Source organism: Streptomyces altiplanensis (genome assembly GCF_053591575.1).
Window position 1 is genome coordinate 16,481 of record NZ_JBSFUB010000083.1, and the last position, 15,830, is coordinate 32,310.

Sequence of the window (15,830 nt, forward strand, 5' to 3'; positions counted from 1 at the left end):
TGCTCCTCTTGCTCCTCGCGCACCGGATCCTGGATCAGAGGGCCGTGCGCGTCCGGCGCGTCCGGAGTTTCCGTGCCGTGCGCAGGAGAGAGGGCGCCGGGTTCAGGTCCGCGTCGTTGCGGTGTGCGCGTGCGGTGGACGACCGCTGCTGCCGGGCGGCTCGTCTCGCCGGTGCCGGAGGGCCGGAGCCGAGCCCGGGCCTGCTGGTACCGGCTGTCTTCAATGGTGTCCGGATTCCTGAGCCGACGCGTCACGGGCAGCACGGGGTGTTCAGCCGTCGACCGGTGTGTCAACGGGCGCCATGTTGTCGTTCCCGTTCCGCAGCCCCGCGGTCCCGTCGACGAGTTCCCGGACGATGTCCGCGTGCCCGGCGTGCCGCTGAGTCTCGGCGATCATGTGGACGAGTGTCCGGTGGAGGGTCAGCTCAAGCCGCTTCTCCCCGGGCACCCGGCCGGCCGAGTCGAGGAGCAGAGACCCGATCGTCGCGTCCGAATGGGCCCACACTTCGCGGTACAGCCCGACGATCTGCTGACGTGGACATCCCGGCGGGCGCCCTGCCCGTATCCGGCAAGGCGCCCGCCGGCGCGTTCAACACCCCTCAGAAATTGCCGTAGTTGACCTGCCACGTGGGCAGCCCCATACGGCGCCACAGGGCGACCACACGGTCACGGTCGTCCAGCGACACCCGCACCGCGTACCGGTGGCGCACGTGCCGGTCGAACAGCTCGGCCTTCACGACGTCGTCGCGGCGCCCGTCGCCCGCCCCGCGCATCCACAGCTCGTCGTAGGGCACCTCGTGCCGCCGGAGCCAGCTCTCCGTCTGCGTGCGGTACTCCTCCCCGCGTCCCGACAGGAGCACGATGACGTCGTTGTCGGCGCGCCGGAAGGAACGCAGGGCCTGCCGCACCGACACGTTGAGCAGGTCGACCTCGCATCGCGTGAAGTCGTACGGGCCCCGGTCGCCCGTCAGGGCGAGCGTTCCGTCGATGTCGCACATCACCGCCGCCGGCAGCGCCGGGTCGGGCACGTACGGCTCGACGGGGGGCTGGTCGTTCAGCCACGCGTCGGTGAGCCGCCATCCGCCCCTGGTGGCCTGCGCGTGCTTGTCGGCCAGGATGCGGATGACGTCCTCGCTGACGGGCCGCTCCCGCTCGCCGTCCCGGCGTATGCACTCCTCGACGGGTACGCCGGTGAAGTCGTGCACGACGAACGTGGCCAGACCGGCGACCGCCGCTTTCAGACGCTTGGGGATGTGGGGCGTCAGGTGTGTGTTGTCGACGACCACGTCGAATCCGTCGTCGACGGCCGCGCGCACCGCGGCGTCCTGGATCGCCAGCACGGTCTGCTCGTGCGCCCACGAACGGCTCCGCTCGGCGGCGGGCAGGTCCAGCATGGCCCGCAGGTCGTCGAGGTTGACCCGGCGCATCCGGCCCCCGGCCTCGGCCTGGAGCCTCCGCGCGGCGGTGGTCTTGCCCGACGCCGGCAGCCCGGTCATGACGTGTACTACGGGCACGGGTCAGTTCTCCTCATCGGTCGTGAACGGGTCGGCCGCCTCAGGCCGCACGGCCCGCCATACGACGAGATCCGTCGGGCGTCCGTCGAGCCGCAGGAACATGGCGGCCCGGAGCTGCGCGTCGGGCAGCTCCCGGACCGCGCGGGCGAACGCCCCCCGGTCGGCGGCCAGATGGGCGAGCTCGCGGAACGCTTCGTCGATGGCGCGCTCACGCGCCGCCGCCTCGGTCTCCAGGCGCGCGATCACCCCGCGCACCCAGGCGTCGAACTCGTCCGGCACCTGCTCCAGCAGGGCGTCCAGCGGCCGCCCACCCGCCGCCGTGATCCCCCCGAGCTCGGCGTGCGAGCACCCCAGGCCCTGGGCCAGCCGCTTCGCGGACATCCCGGCGAACCGCTGGATGCCGTGGCTGCGCCAGATGTCCCGCTCCGTGACGCCCGTCAGTACCTTGTGGAGCCGTACGTACTCGGAGAGCTTGGCCTTCGCCCGTACACCGGAAGCGAACCGCAGGACGAAGCCCTCGGCGTCCGTCCCCGAGGCGGGGCGGCCCCCGGGCATCGTGTTCGACGTGGTCAGCGCGATCAGGTCGGCGATCGGCATGGCGGGCCACACCGTGACCACGGAACCCATGCCCTTCCAGGCGGCCCCGGCCTCGGCCAGGGGTATCTCCGCGCCGTCCCTGCCGAACGCGGCGAGGAGCACCAGGTCCCGGCGGTCGCCGTAGTCGACGACGATACGATTCTGCGGATACAGGATCTCCGCCAGGTACGTCACCCCCGGCGACAGGGCCGATGTGTCCCTGCCGTCGAGCCGGCGCTGCGCCCACCGCGCCTGCGCGCTGATGAAGGACCCCTTGGACGCGGCCCGCCACCGGCCCGCGTAGTGGAAGACGACCGCGAGGCTGCCGTCGACCTTGTCGTACACCTCGAACGGCTCGTCCGGCAGGGCGGGCGCGTAGGGCTGACCGGCTTCGTGCTCACCGACGTTGAAGAACTTCGGCAGGGGAAGCGCGACGATCTCGCCGGTGGAGTCGTCGGCGACGAGTCCGCGGCAGCGCGTGGTCACCCTGTTCCAGATCCGCTCGTACTGGCACGTCCGCGTGTACGTGTAGATCGACAGCGGAAGCTCGGGGTGCGGTTTGCGAGTGACATGCCCGGCGTCGAGCGCGGCGGTCAACTCCTGCGGCGGCAGCAGCTCTTGAAGAGTCAGGTAGTCCTGGCTCATGGGTTCCTCCTGGTTTCTGAGGCTTCATTCTCTCTTCGGGAGGCTCCGGCCGACAGCGAATAAGTGCGGGCCGGCACCGGGCGGCGCAGGTCACAGCCGACTACGACGTGCTGTTCGAGATGCTGTTCGTCGCCGACGCCTGCCCCGCCTTCGACAGGAGCGGCCGGCCCGGTGATGACCGCTCCCGGACTCGAGGCGGAAACGGCTGGTCCGGGGGAATCGGCAACTGCCAGACTTCCGGCATGCGGATGATCATCGAGGACATGGCCGGCCGCCTGGCGCGGGTGCCGGGCGTGGTCGGCGTACTGCTCGGCGGCAGCCGGGCTCGCGGAGAGCACCGGCCGGAATCGGACTGGGATCTCGGCGTCTACTACCGGGGCGGCCTCGATCTCGCCGCGTTGCGCGCGCTGGCCGGCCCGGACGTGGACGTGGCCGGCCCGGGCGGCTGGGGGCCCTGGGTGAACGGTGGTGCGTGGCTGCGGGTCGACGGTGTCCCGGTGGACTGGATCCTGCGGGACCTGGACCGGGTCGAGCAGGTGTGGGCGGACTGCCGCGAGGGCCGGTACGAGGTGGGTGTGCAGGCGGGGCATCCGCTGGGATTCTGGTCGCCCTGCTATGCGGGCGAGGTGGCACTCGGGCAGGTACTGGCCGACCCGACCGGAGAGCTGACGGGCCTTCGGCGGCAGACCGCGACGTACCCGGAGCCGCTGCGGGAGGCGTTGACGGCGGGAGCCTGGGAGGCGGAGTTCCTGGTCGGTGCCGCGGCGAAAGGCGCGGCGCGGGCAGACACGCTGCACGTCTCGCTGTGCCTGTCCCGGGCCGTCGGCGTGCTGGTACAGGCGTTGTTCGCCCATGACCGGCGCTGGTGCCTCAACGAGAAGGGCGCACTGGCTGTGGCTGAGAGGCTGCCGGGGGCGCCGGCCGGCTTCGGCCCGCGCGTCCGCGGCCTGCTGGGGGCGCCGGGCGATACTGCCGAGCTGCTGACGGCGACGGTGGCCCGGGCGCGCGTGCTGGTCGAAGAGACCCTCGCCTCACTGAGAAGCCCCGCCGAATAGCAGCGACATCCCCCTTGCGCCCCGAGCTCCCGCGCACCCGCTCGCCGCGTCCGGCACACCGAAGGCCCCCTCGTTCTGGTCGCCGCCGCAGGCGGGATGTGCGGACCCGTCCTCAGGCGGTCCCGCTGCGATGGAGGCGGGTGAGCCCCACCAAGAGCCCGTCGGTGTGGCAGCGTACGGGACGGTGACGTACAGGCGGAGTGGCCGTCACCGCTGAGGTGCTGGCACGGGCCGGGGCCGTCCTTCCGGCGCGCGCGCCCTCTCGCCCGAACGTGTGAAGGGACCCTGGTGCCGCACGGCACCAGGGTCCCGGGGGATCAACACCATCTGCCGGCTACTGCTGTGCCGGGCTCTTGCTTCCGCATCTCCGCCGGGGGGATGGACGGAGTGCGGGGGATCGCGGATGCGTGACCGGGGACCACCTTCCCTTCCAGGTCCTTCGGTACCCGGACGGCCTCTTCCTCGCCCGGGCGATCCTGATGGCGTCTGCCTCCTTGTTTCCTGCGGTCAATCCGTCGTACTGCCGGAACTGCGGAACTGCTCGTGACTCCTGGAGCCACCGGCCCGGCGGCCAGCGACAGGACCCCTGTATGCGTCCGGCCCTGTCGCTCCACCGCCGTGCCACAACTCGCTCGAACCTGCACGCGCGGCAGTTCGTCTCTGCCGCGCCTCACTTGCTTCCTTGGCTACGAACAAAACCCTACCCCATCAAGCGGCAATGTCTACTACCGTCACAACAGATTTCCTCCTGGTCCGGAAGGCGGGATTCTGTCGCGCCGATGGAGCGGAAAGCGCGCGCGTGAACGATACGGAGATCGCCGGCGCGGCTGCCCCGCTGCGGACGCCGCACAGCCGCACGACCGGCCGGCGCCCCACAGGGCTTGAGGCAGGAGGCCCTCGTCAGACGGCGGCCCAGCCGTCGTCGACCGGGAGGACGGCGCCGTTGACGAACGCGGCGGCGTCGGAGGCCAGGAAGAGGATGGCGGCGGCCTGTTCCTCCGCGCTCCCCAGCCGGCCGATGTTCGCGCCGATCAACTGACTTACCAGGGAGGGGCCGTGCGCCTCGGGAGCCGCGTCGACGTGGATGTTGGTCCTGGTGGGGCCGGGGGCGATGGCGTTGGCCCGGATGCCCTGCTTCCGGTACATGACGGCGAGGTTCTTGACGAGGCCGACCACACCGTGCTTGGAAGCGGTGTAGGCGGCGCCGGCCGCACCGCCGCGCAGGCCGGCCTCGGAGGCCGTGAAGACGATCGAACCGTGCCCGGCGGCGAGCATGTGCGGCAGGGCGGCACGGGTCAGCAGGAAAGGCGCGGTCAGGTTGATCCGTACGACGCGCTCCCACTCCGCGTCGTCGGTCTCGCCCAGGGCGGACATGCGGTCCATGATCCCGGCGTTGTTCACCAGCACGTCCAGCCCGCCGAAGGCCGTGACGGCCCGCTCGACGACCGTGTCCACCACCTGCTGGTCACTCAGGTCACCGGCGACGGCGAGGGCGGTGCCCCCGGCTTCCTCGATCTCGTGGACGACCTCTTCGGCGCCGCTCCGGTTCAGGTCCGCGACCAGGACCCGGGCGCGCTCCTCCGCGAACCTCAGGGCCGCGGCCCGGCCTATGCCGGACGCGGCCCCGGTGACAACGACACTGCGTCCTGCCAGACCGTTGTTCGTCATGGGTTTTCCTTTCAATGGAGCACGATCACCGGTGGCGTGGCCGCGGGCAGCGGCATGTGCGGCTCCCGCGCACGCTCCGGCATGGTGGAGTGCGAGTCGGTCAGAGGGGTTTCACCCGCCGCCGCCGGGTTCCTGCGGCCGGCCGTCGGGGCGCTGTCCCGCACCGTGCGCCCCGGCTCCCGGGGACCGGGGCGACAGGCGCAGTACGGTCCCCTCCCCGTTGGCCGAGAGGAGCAGGGAGCCGTCGGGAGCCGCGGTGAGACCGGCGAACGGACGCGGCACGCCGGGCATGCCGTGGGTGAACAGCGCGGGCTGGGTGCGGGGGCCGGTGCCCGGGGGCAGGCCGACCGGCAGTTCCTCGGCATCGATCCGGTGTTCCCCCGTGGTGAGCGAAACGGCCCGCAGCCTCCGCGAGCCGGTCTCCACGGTGAACACCTCGTCACCCAGCACCGTCAGCCCTTGCGGGGCGTCGAGTCCGTCCGCGACGGTGACGGTGTCTCCGTCGTCGATCCTGAGTACCGCCCCGAGCCGCTCGTCACTCACATAGCAGCGCCCGTCGGCGTCGAAGGCCACGTCCACGGGGCGGCCGAGTCCTTCGGCGAGCACGGTGAGGGTGTCGTTCTCGTCCAGGGCCAGCACCCGGCCGGCGCCCGCCTCGGCGACGGCCAGTCCGCCCTCCGGCCGCGCGCAGACGCCCATGGGCTGTTGCAGACCGCTCGCCCGGACGCGCGTGGTTCCGCGCTCGGGGTCGTACGTACTGACCTCGCCGTACTGCGAGGTGAGGTGCAGGAGCCCGCCCCCGGCGCTGATGCCGTGGGCGAACGGCCGCAGGACGTGCGTGGTCACACCGTCCGGTCCGCCCGCCGCACCGCCCTTCGGACCGGCCACGCGGTAGTGGTCGGCGGCGTACACCGTGCCCGCCAGGTCGACGGTCACTCCGAAGGGGCCGTCGAGTCCGCACGGCACGATCTCCCGTGTCCGGCCGTCGGGGCGCAGTTCGGTGATGCCGCCGCTGGCGAAGCTGGAGACGAACATCCTGTTCTCCGCGTCGAACGCCGCGTTGTCGAGGCCCGCGAGGCCACTGGTGACGACGGACCGGGAGCCCGTCCCGTGCAGGTCGATACGGGTCACGATGCCTGCCCGGCCCCGGGACAGCACCAGCATGACGCCGGCCCGGTCGAAGCGGACCGCGACCGGTTCGTGCACGTCCTCGGCGACCAGTTCGGGCTCTCCTCCGTCGGGGGGTATGCGCCAGACCTGGTCGGTCACCATGTGCGGGTAGTACAGGTGGCCGTCGGGGCCGAGCTGCATCGCGTTGCCGAGGGCCAGCCCCTCGGTGAGCACCCGGGGGGAATCGCCGCTGTCGGGGAACAGCTCCAGCAGCCGGCCGTTCATCCTCATCTCGTTGACGAAGAGCCGGTCGCCGACGCAGGTGATGCCGTTGGGGACTTCGACCTGGTCGCAGACGAGGGTGTACGCGCCCTGCGGGCTGCGGCGCCACACCCGCCCCGGCACCAGGTCGGTGATGTACATCGAGCCGTCCGGCGCGAAGGCGAGGTCGTCCGGCGACTGGACCGGGCCGTCCGACGGCACCACTGTCTCGACGTCCCCGGTGGCGGTGTCCACGGCGCTGATCCGGCCGGCCAGGAACTGCGCGGCGTACAGCCTTCCGTCGGGCCCGAACGCGACACCGTTCGAACCCCACAGCGGATTGGGCGCGTTGAGCCTCCTCACCTTCCAGCGGGCGCGTGAGACGGGCCCGGGTGTGTCCGGGCCGTATCGGCTGAGGTGCTGTGCCACCGTCTCCCCCTTCCCTCAGGCCCTGTCCGGTTCGGCGTCGACGAGGACCTCGCTCATGCCGCCGTTCGCGCGCCAGTCCCGGAGCAGGGCGTGGAAGGCGACCGGCCCGTCCCCGTACGACTCGCTGCGCTTCCTGGGCATGCCTTCGTTGTTGTAGTAGCCGGGGGTGCACTCCGCCTGGAACGCGTACAGGTCGGCGGCCTTCTCACGGATCGTCGCGACCCACGCGGCCTCGGCCTCGGCGGACGGTTCCACCCGGCGGGCCCGGCGCCTGCGCGCTTCGGCGACGACCTCGGCGACGTGGGTCGCCTGTTCGTCGAGGACGTGGACGAAGTTGACGGAACTGGCGTTCTGCAACGGCCCGAGCTGGAAGAGGTTGGGGAAGCCGTGGCTGTAGAAGCCGTGGAGCGTCCGGGGGCCGTCCTTCCACGCCTCGGCCAGAGTGACGCCCCCTGCGCCGTGCACCGGCAGACGTCCGGAGGTGATCCCCGAGACACCGACCTCGAATCCGGTCCCGAAGATGATGCAGTCGACTTCGTACGCGGTGCCGCCGGCCACGACGGCGTTCTCGGTGATGCTCTCCACGCCGTGGCTGTCGGCCGTGTCGACCAGGGTGACATGGGGCCGGTTGAAGGTCTCCAGGTAGCCGTCGCTGAACGTGGGCCGCTTGCACATGTAGCGGTACCACGGCTTGAGCATCTCGGCCGTCTCCGGATCCGTGACGACGGCGTCGACCCGTGCGCGGATCTCGTTCATCTTCTGGAAGTCGGCGATCTCGTACGCGCGTTCCTGCTCTTCCGGCGGCAGGGCCCGGTAGCCGTCGCTCGGGATGAGCTTCTGCTGCAGGCGGGCCGTGCTGGTCCAGCCGTCGTCGATCAGGTCCTCGTCCACCTGGCCGCCGGTGACGAGCGTGAGGAAGTTGTCCCTGCGCCGCTGCTGCCAGCCGGGGGAGAGGGAGGCGGCCCAGCCGGGATCCGTGGGGCGGTTGCCGCGCACGTCGACCGAGGAAGGAGTGCGCTGGAACACGTACAGCTCTTCGGCGTCCGCCCCGAGGTGGGGGACGCACTGGATGGCCGTCGCGCCCGTGCCGATCAGGGCGACGCGCTTGTCGGCGAGCCTGTGCAGATTGCCGCCCGCGTCGCCGCCGGTGTAGGCGTAGTCCCAGCGGCTGGTGTGGAACGTGTGCCCCGCGAAGGTCTCGATCCCCGGTATGCCCGGGAGCTTCGCCTCGCTCAGCGTGCCGCTGGCCGTCACCACGTACCGCGCCCGTATCCGATCGCCCCGGTCGGTGCTCACGTGCCACTCGCACGCGTCCTCGTCCCAGCGCAGTCCGGTCACCTGCGTCCGGAAGACCGCGTCGCGGTAGAGGCCGAAGGTCCGTCCGATCGCCTGCGCGTGCCGGCGGATCTCCTCGCCCGGCGCGTACTTCCACCGCGGGACGTAGCCGACCTCTTCCAGCAGCGGCATGTAGATGTACGACTCGATGTCGCAGTGGATGCCGGGGTACCGGTTCCAGTACCACGTGCCTCCGAAGTCTCCGCCCTTCTCGATCACCCGGATCGATTCCACGCCCGCCTGCCGCAGGCGGGCGCCCGCGAGCAGACCGCCGAACCCGCCCCCGACGACCGCCACTTCGACCCGGTCGTGGAGCGGCTCGCGGAGGGGCGCGGCCCCGGCGTACGGGTCCTCGTCGTAGTACCCGAACCTGCCGGTGACGCGCTGGTACTGCCTGCCGCCCTCCGGCCGGATCCTGCGATCCCGCTCGGCCCGGTAACGGGCCCGGAGGGCGGCGGGGTCGAATCCGAGTTCCTGAGGATCGGCGGGAGTGGGAACGGGCGAACCGTCGGGACAGGACATGGGGGTCCTTCTTCCTCTCTGTTCTGTGGCCGTGCCGCTGCGCGGGCGCGCGACGCCCGGGCGGCGGCACACGAATCCCCGGGATGGTTCCGGGGGCGTGAGCCGAGGAAAGGTGCCGGCCCGGGCCGGCCGTGACGAGCGGCGCGGGGGCGTTCCTCGGCGCAGACGTGCGATGGTGCCGTCTCGGGTCCGGGCTCGCCGCCCGGCCCCTTTGACGTGCTGCGGTCCGTCAGGCCCTGACCGCGGGCCGTCCGGCCCCGGTGGCCGAGCCGGCTTCCCCGGCATCGGCCGCGGCGCGGCGCGCGGCCGGGATGACGGCCGCGATCGCCGCGGCGACCAGGGCGACACCGCAGCCGATCATCAGGCCGGTGCGGAAGCCCTCCTCGGAGGTGAAGCTGTGGCCGCCCACCGTGGTGGTCATCTGGGCGAGGACCACGCCGATCACAGCGGCGCCGACCGAGGTGCCGAGCGAGCGCATGAGCGTGTTGAAGCCGTTGGCCGCGGCGGTCTCGGAGAGCGGCACCGAACCCATGATCAGGGCGGGCATCGAGCCGTAGGCGAGGCCCACACCACTGTTGATCACCATGCCGACCAGCATCAGCCCCCAGGCCGAACCCATCAGCGCCAGCGACAGGCCGTAGCCGGCGGCGATGACGAGGACACCGCAGACCAGCGTGAACTTCGGGCCCCGGGCGTCGGTGAGCTTCCCGCCGAGCGGGGAGACGAACATCATCATGATGCCGCCGGGCGCCATCCACAGGCCCGCCGCGAGCATCGACTGGCCCAGGCCGTGGCCGGTGGCCTCGGGGAACTGCAGCAGCTGCGGCATGACCAGCATGCTCGCGTACATGCCGAAGCCGACGAAGACCGAGGCGATGTTGGTCAGCAGCACCCGGGGACGGGCCGTGGTACGCAGGTCGACCAGCGGCTCCTTGGTGCGCAGCTCCCACAGGCCCCAGGCCGGCAGCACCACGGCGGTGGCGGCGAACAGGCCCAGCGTGGCGCCCGATCCCCAGCCCCAGTCGGCACCCTTGGAGACCGCGAGCAGCAGACAGACCAGGCCGGTGCCGAGGCCGAGCGCACCGAGTGTGTCGAAGCGCTGGCCCTTGGCGCCGGCCGGGACGTCCGGGATCAGGAACCAGATCAGTACCGCGACCGCCGCGGCCAGGACGGCGGAGCCCCAGAACAGCACCCGCCAGTTCGTGTACTGGGCGACCGCCGCGGCGATCGGCAGGCCGAGGCCGCCACCGATGCCCATGGAGGCGCTGACCAGCGCGATGGAGGAGCTGAGCTTCTCCGCCGGGACCACGTCACGCAGCAGGGCGATGCCCAGCGGCACCATGCCCATGCCCATTCCCTGCAGACCGCGCCCGACGATCATGGGGACGACGGAGGACGAGAGCGCGCACACCACCGAGCCCGCGATCAGCGGCACGGCACACACGAGGAGCATCCGGCGCTTGCCGATCAGGTCGCCCAGGCGTCCGGAGACCGGTACGCAGACGGCCGACACGAGCAGGGTGGCGGTGATCACCCAGGTGGCGTTCGAGGGTGTGGTGCCGAGGATCCCCGGCAGTTCCGCTATGAGCGGAGTGACCAGCGTCTGCATGACCGCTGCCGTGATGCCGGCGAACGCCAGCGTGGCCACCACGCCACTGGGGCGGGATGCGGACCGGGGGACGTCCATGCCTGGAGCTCCTTGAGTGTGTTCACAGCAGGGATGTGCATCGTACACATCACATGTATCGAGCATACTCTGTGGGTGATGCACGTACGTGAGAGGATGGTGGGGCAAGGAACCGCCTGGAGGCGCGAGGCGCCGACGGCACGGCACGTCAGGAAGCGGGAGGCGGCGGGACGCATGGCCAGACCGACGCACGAGGTCGAGTACGAGCAGATGCTGCTCAGCCGCCACACGTTCTTGAACCAGAGGGGCGGACGCCGCAAGGACGGCGTGCTGGAGCGCAGCGCCTACATCCTCCTCAGCCGCATCCGCATGCAGGGGCCCATGTCGATCGGTGAGCTGAGCGACGCCTTCGGACTCGACGCCTCCACCCTCAACCGGCAGACCGCCGCGGCGATGCGCGCCGGACTGGTGGAACGCATTCCCGACCCCGACGGCGGCATGGCGCGCAAGTTCCGCCTCACCGCCAAGGGCGCGCACATGCTCGACGAGGAGCGCGAGGGCATCGTCGAGATCCTGGACCAGATCATGGTGGGCTGGCCGGACGAGGACATCGCGGCCTTCGCCTCCTACCTGAGGCGCTTCAACACCGACATCGAGCGCATCGGCGGACGCCCCTGGCCTCGCCCGTGAGCCCGCGCGGCGCATCGCCGGCACGCCAGGGCCGGCAGGAGCTGCCGGCCCTGGCCGTTCAGCGGCGGGCCCGGGTCAGAGGACCGCGATGCCCAGCGGGCGCCGGCCCGCCGGGAGCCGGTGCCTCTTGCCGGTGTCCGGGTCGACGACCGTGACGCCGTTCCGGTAGCCGTCGCGCGTGAAGCCTCCGGTGACGTGGGCCGTGCGGCCGTCCTCCGAGACGGTGACGTCCTCGTGCGGCCCGTCGAGCGGGACCACCTTCTCCTTGCCGCCCGGGTTGCGGACGGTGAGCGAGGGCCCCTCGTCGACGGCCGGGTCGACCGGGCCCGTGCCGACGACGAGCAGCGGGCCGTCGGCGGTGATCGCGACGCCGTGCTGGTGGGTGTTCGCGGTCATCCGCTCGATGGACGACCTGCCGGTGTCCGGATCCACGAGGACCAGCTTCTCGCCCTCGAACGGCAGCAGCAGGCGGCCGTCGGAGGGGCGTACGGCCGTGTAGTGCGGCTTGAGCCACGAGCCGAGTCCGCCCTCGGTGCCGTAGAGCGGTCTCGATGCGGCGCCGTCCGGTGCCGGCAGTGCCGGTGACCTTCGGGGTGCGGGTGTCGATCGCCTCCAGCGTGCCGTTGCCGCCGGGAACGTTGACGCCGACGTACATGTGGCGTCCGTCCGGCGCGAGGGCGATGCCCATGCCGCCGCCGCGGTACTCGCCGTACGTCGAACAGCTGTTGCGGGCATGGCCGAGCGCGGTCGAGCCACTCGCGGACCTCGTGCGGAAAGGGACCCCGCCTTCCTCGTCACCGCCCACCGGAACCAACGGGTGGTGATGTGCGCCGCCGTCCCGGGCTCACCGTCCGAGGAGGTACTGCGGCTGCTGCCGGCCGCCGGCACGCGCCACACGGACGTGCCCGGCTGAGCCGCGCCACGCCGTGCTCCAGCGGCGCGCGGCGTCGACCGGCAGACGGGTGGTCACATGACCACCGGGGCTTCCGCACCGGGACACCGCTGAGAAAGACCAGCCCGTGGCCGCGCCTTGCCGAAGCCGGCACTGTGCACTCGTATCGCGCACGGGGTGGCTCCTCCTGTCCTTCTCTGCCCTCTTCGCACTCGCCGGGCTGCTCCTGTACTTCCGGCGCCAAGGCCTGGAGCGGGCGGACCAGTCGACAGGACCACCGAGTCCGGCCGGGCCGGCTTCGGCAGGCCCGGCCGTGCGAGGTCGTCCAGAGTGCTCCACGGTCTACGAGTGGAGTCCGGACCGTAGGACTCGGGTACTTACGGCGCGGCCACCGGGAGCCGTGCCGCTGCCTTCGTCACCGACGACGGGCGCACACCCACAAGCCGGGCCGGCCGGCCCGGCCGACAACACGAGTTCAAGTTCAGCAACCATGCGGGACACCGTCGTGTGACGACTCGCCCCTTCGGAACGGGGGCTTCTCATCACCCCGCAGCGCTCGGCGGGTGCGAGGGAACGCCGGAGGTGATGTGGGCCCGCGGACAGCCGGTCAGGACGTGGTCCGGGTGGAAGGGGTGGAGCGGCGGGGCGGGGCCGGCCGGGTGCGGTGGCGCGGTGTGGTCTGGCGGGGCGGGCGGGTGAGGGTGATCTGCCGGACGAGCTGCTGGAAGCAGGCCAGGGCGGCGAGCGAGGGGAGTGCCGCGGTCGCCGCGTCGACCAGGGTGCGGGGTGCCTGGGCTACGCACAGAAGCATGGACACGGTGGAGAACAGCAGCACCACGATCCAGGAGTGGGCGGCGCGGCGCTGGTGGAGGGCGGCGCGCAGGATCGAAAGGGAGGCGACCATCCACGGTCCGTACACCAGCAGGGGCCACCACCCGGCCGTGACGCCGGAGGTGCGGTATGCGGCGAGGTGGTGCAGGGGGTCATAGGCGGCCATGCCGCTGAAAACACACACCATGGACGCCACGGCGGCGGTGAGCGCGGCAAGGAAGAAGCTGGCGGTCCGCAGCGCTCCGGTCGTGCGCTTCTTCCGTGAGGGGGCGCGACGGCGTGAGGGCGAGGGGCGCAGGGGCGGAAGTTCGGCGGTGATCTCGGTCAGGCCGGCGAGAGGGGTGCCGGCGCCTTCGTCGGCCGGCAGGTCGTTCTCGTCCGCGGGCGGGGGGCCGGCCTTCCTTTCGGTTTCGATGGCCTCGTGCAGAAGGTGGGCGAGTTCCTCCGCCGGGTCCCAGTGCACGTCCAACTGGTCGGCCAGGGTCGGAGGGTGGGTCCAGGATCTCGCCGGCGGAAGGCCGTCGGTCGGGTGGGACCAGTTGCCGGGGGAGCCCGGGGGGGAGGGCGGCTCCGGGCGGCTGTGACGGCCGCGTGACTCAGCCATGAAGCGGCCGCCGGGTGGGCTGACCGGCGATCGGGGTGAAAACCGAGGCTCCTGGCCGAACAGCGCGTGTGGGACTCTTCGCGCCGGCCGGGAGGCGCCCCGGGGAAATCAGAGGAATTGCATTCGTCATGATCCGTCCAACGGAACATGTATTAGGCAGGATGCGCGGCAAACGGGTGGCTGCCTTGTCGCATATGGAGTAATTCGGCCTAATGGTTTATCGGTTCTGCAAGCGCTGAGCTATACGGGCCGCGCTTCGAACCGGGGCGCACGCGGATCGCGTACAACGGTGTCCGCCTGCGGGGAACGTCCTCCTTCCCTGGTGACCAGGGAAGGAGGACGTGGACGGTCTTGCCGCCGGTGCCGGTGCCGGTGACGGTCTGCTCCGCGAGCGTGTCGACGAGGTGCCGGCCCAGCCCGCCGTGGCCGGCTCCTGGACCGGCTCCCCGGTGCCCGCGCCGGGCCTTTGCCGGTCGAGGCCGGGGCGAGCACGGCCTGAAATGCGCAGGGTGGAACGACGGTTACGGCATCCCGCTCGGCCGCGCCGTGGTCGGGCGGGATGCTACGACGGGACGGCCGCACCGGTGTGCGACTCGCCGCTCTCCGGCTCCTGCGGAGGCTCACTGAGCTGCTCGCGCAGATAGTTCCAGACCACCGCGACCAACGCGGCCACCGGTACGGCGAGCAGGCTGCCCACGACGCCGGCCAGGCTGGCGCCCAGCGTCACCGCGAGCAGGATCACCGCCGCATGCAGGCCGAGTCCGCGACTTTGGATCATGGGCTGGAAGACGTTGCCCTCGAGCTGCTGCACCACGACGATGATCGCCAGCACGATCAGTGCGTCGGTCAGACCGTTCGACACCAACGCGATGAGCACCGCGACCAGGCCGGCGAACAGGGCACCCACGATCGGCACGAACGCGGACACGAAAGTCAGCACCGCCAGCGGAAGCACCAGCGGTACCCCCAGAATCCACAGGCCGAGACCGATGAGGACCGCGTCGAGCAGGCCGACGAATGCCTGGGAACGCACGAACGCGCTCAGGGTCTCCCAGCCGCGCGCGGCCACGACCGGGACGTCGGTGGCGAGTCGGCCGGGGAGCTGACGGGTGAGCCACGGCAGGAACCGCGGGCCGTCCTTGAGGAAGAAGAACATCAGGAAGAGCGCCAGGACGGCGGTGACCACACCGTTGAACACGGTGCTCACTCCCGTGACGACCGTGGTGACCATGCTGCCGACGCTGTCCTGGATGCGGGCGATCGCGGTGTCGAAGGCACGTGTGATCTGGTCGTCGCCGATGTTCAGCGGCGGCCCGGCGGCCCACTCGCGGAGCTTCTGGATGCCGTCGACCACGCCGTCGGCCAACTCGCCGGACTGGGACGCCACCGGCACCGCGATCAGCGCCACGATGCCCGTGGCGACCAGGAGGAACAGTACGGTCACAGCCGACGCGGCCAGGGCGGGGCGCCATCCGTGCCGGCGCAGGAAACGAGTCAGGGGCCAGGTCAGCGTGGTGAGGAGCAGCCCCACTATGAGCGGCCAGACGACCGACCACATCCGGCCCATGACCCACAGAGCCACCGCAGTCATCACGAGGACCAGCAGCAACTCGACAGAGACACGTGCCGATGTTCGGAGCGCGGCGGCGGTTTTTTGGGAACTCAACGTGGCAGACATGGGGTTCACCCTATTGATACTCCGGTCGCACTTCGGTACCGGTGCTGGTCAGGAGCAGCCCTGCGGATCCCGTCGGCGGGCTCCCGGACCACAGGAGTCGCCGGCCCATGACGCGACGGCGGCAGTGGCAGCACCGGGCGACGAAGCCGTACCTCGTCGGCAGAGCCCGGCAGGAGCCGTGCTCGGCGCAGCGGACCGGCGGCATCACGCTGTGCCGGAGCGGAGCGGACCGGCGACGGAGGCGCCGGCGCACGGCGTACCGCCGGGGCGCGAACGGCGGCCGGTGGTGGTCGCGTTGGCCGGCACAGATCGGAAGAGCGACGAGTAGGGAAAGAGTGTGTTAAGTATAGTGTAGATATAGGTGTTCGCCGTATAATTTAAAAATTGGTTTTTT

Annotated in this window: 11 protein-coding genes and 2 pseudogenes; 2 read left to right on the plus strand and 11 right to left on the minus strand. The window is 71.3% G+C overall.

Annotated features, from left to right (window positions below):
- Positions 1-270 precede the first annotated feature (270 nt).
- From ACWD0Y_RS28075 to ACWD0Y_RS28085, 3 genes and pseudogenes are all read right to left on the minus strand, one after another.
- Positions 271-534 (minus strand): annotated as a pseudogene (locus ACWD0Y_RS28075) (mycothiol transferase); the annotation flags it as partial.
- A 64-nt stretch (positions 535-598) separates the two neighbouring features.
- Positions 599-1,513 carry a phosphatase domain-containing protein gene (locus ACWD0Y_RS28080; protein WP_450263113.1) on the minus strand — a complete coding sequence of 305 codons (915 nt, stop codon included), beginning with the start codon at positions 1,511-1,513 and terminating at the stop codon, positions 599-601.
- Positions 1,514-1,516: 3 nt separating this feature from the next.
- Positions 1,517-2,734: an RNA ligase gene (locus ACWD0Y_RS28085; RefSeq protein ID WP_450263114.1), complete on the minus strand. Its 1,218-nt coding sequence runs from the start codon at positions 2,732-2,734 to the stop codon at positions 1,517-1,519.
- Between the two features lie 242 nt (positions 2,735-2,976).
- Between ACWD0Y_RS28085 and ACWD0Y_RS28090 the strand changes: the two genes are divergently transcribed.
- The gene (locus tag ACWD0Y_RS28090) at positions 2,977-3,789 is read left to right on the plus strand and encodes a nucleotidyltransferase domain-containing protein (protein ID WP_450263115.1); all 813 of its coding nucleotides are present in this window, start codon (positions 2,977-2,979) and stop codon (positions 3,787-3,789) included.
- A 900-nt stretch (positions 3,790-4,689) separates the two neighbouring features.
- Here the strand turns inward: ACWD0Y_RS28090 and ACWD0Y_RS28095 are convergent.
- The 4 genes from ACWD0Y_RS28095 to ACWD0Y_RS28110 all read right to left on the minus strand — a co-directional run bounded on the left by ACWD0Y_RS28095 (position 4,690) and on the right by ACWD0Y_RS28110 (position 10,801).
- Complete coding sequence (locus ACWD0Y_RS28095) at positions 4,690-5,457, minus strand: SDR family NAD(P)-dependent oxidoreductase (RefSeq protein WP_450263116.1); 768 nt, start codon at positions 5,455-5,457, stop codon at positions 4,690-4,692.
- Between the two features lie 111 nt (positions 5,458-5,568).
- A complete protein-coding gene (locus tag ACWD0Y_RS28100) occupies positions 5,569-7,257 on the minus strand; it encodes a hypothetical protein (RefSeq protein ID WP_450263117.1) in 1,689 nt (562 codons plus the stop codon).
- A gap of 15 nt (positions 7,258-7,272) precedes the next feature.
- Entirely contained in the window at positions 7,273-9,114 is a 1,842-nt protein-coding gene (locus tag ACWD0Y_RS28105) for a flavin-containing monooxygenase (RefSeq protein ID WP_450263118.1), read from the minus strand.
- 229 nt (positions 9,115-9,343) lie between these two features.
- A complete protein-coding gene (locus tag ACWD0Y_RS28110; RefSeq protein ID WP_450263119.1) occupies positions 9,344-10,801 on the minus strand; it encodes an MFS transporter in 1,458 nt (485 codons plus the stop codon).
- A gap of 174 nt (positions 10,802-10,975) precedes the next feature.
- On the opposite strand from ACWD0Y_RS28110, the gene ACWD0Y_RS28115 reads away from it, so the two are divergent.
- On the plus strand, positions 10,976-11,431 hold the full coding sequence (locus ACWD0Y_RS28115) for a MarR family winged helix-turn-helix transcriptional regulator (protein WP_450263120.1): 456 nt from the start codon (positions 10,976-10,978) through the stop codon (positions 11,429-11,431).
- A gap of 75 nt (positions 11,432-11,506) precedes the next feature.
- Here ACWD0Y_RS28115 and ACWD0Y_RS28120 read toward each other — a convergent pair.
- The 4 genes and pseudogenes from ACWD0Y_RS28120 to ACWD0Y_RS28135 all read right to left on the minus strand — a co-directional run.
- Positions 11,507-12,146: pseudogene (locus ACWD0Y_RS28120) on the minus strand (YncE family protein); the annotation flags it as partial.
- A 784-nt stretch (positions 12,147-12,930) separates the two neighbouring features.
- On the minus strand, positions 12,931-13,617 hold the full coding sequence (locus ACWD0Y_RS28125; RefSeq protein WP_450263123.1) for a DUF2637 domain-containing protein: 687 nt from the start codon (positions 13,615-13,617) through the stop codon (positions 12,931-12,933).
- Between the two features lie 703 nt (positions 13,618-14,320).
- Positions 14,321-15,436 carry an AI-2E family transporter gene (locus ACWD0Y_RS28130; protein ID WP_450263121.1) on the minus strand — a complete coding sequence of 372 codons (1,116 nt, stop codon included), beginning with the start codon at positions 15,434-15,436 and terminating at the stop codon, positions 14,321-14,323.
- Positions 15,437-15,640: 204 nt separating this feature from the next.
- Positions 15,641-15,830, minus strand: a 190-nt coding sequence (locus ACWD0Y_RS28135; protein ID WP_450263122.1) for a hypothetical protein, incomplete at its 5' end; no start/stop codon positions are given.

Coding starts and splice junctions, on each gene's coding strand:
- ACWD0Y_RS28110 (WP_450263119.1), bottom strand. CDS start 10,801: ATGGACGTCCCCCGGTCCGCATCCCGCCCCAGTGGCGTGGTGGCCACG.
- ACWD0Y_RS28130 (WP_450263121.1), bottom strand. CDS start 15,436: ATGTCTGCCACGTTGAGTTCCCAAAAAACCGCCGCCGCGCTCCGAACA.
- ACWD0Y_RS28115 (WP_450263120.1), top strand. CDS start 10,976: ATGGCCAGACCGACGCACGAGGTCGAGTACGAGCAGATGCTGCTCAGC.
- ACWD0Y_RS28095 (WP_450263116.1), bottom strand. CDS start 5,457: ATGACGAACAACGGTCTGGCAGGACGCAGTGTCGTTGTCACCGGGGCC.
- ACWD0Y_RS28105 (WP_450263118.1), bottom strand. CDS start 9,114: ATGTCCTGTCCCGACGGTTCGCCCGTTCCCACTCCCGCCGATCCTCAG.
- ACWD0Y_RS28085 (WP_450263114.1), bottom strand. CDS start 2,734: ATGAGCCAGGACTACCTGACTCTTCAAGAGCTGCTGCCGCCGCAGGAG.
- ACWD0Y_RS28090 (WP_450263115.1), top strand. CDS start 2,977: ATGCGGATGATCATCGAGGACATGGCCGGCCGCCTGGCGCGGGTGCCG.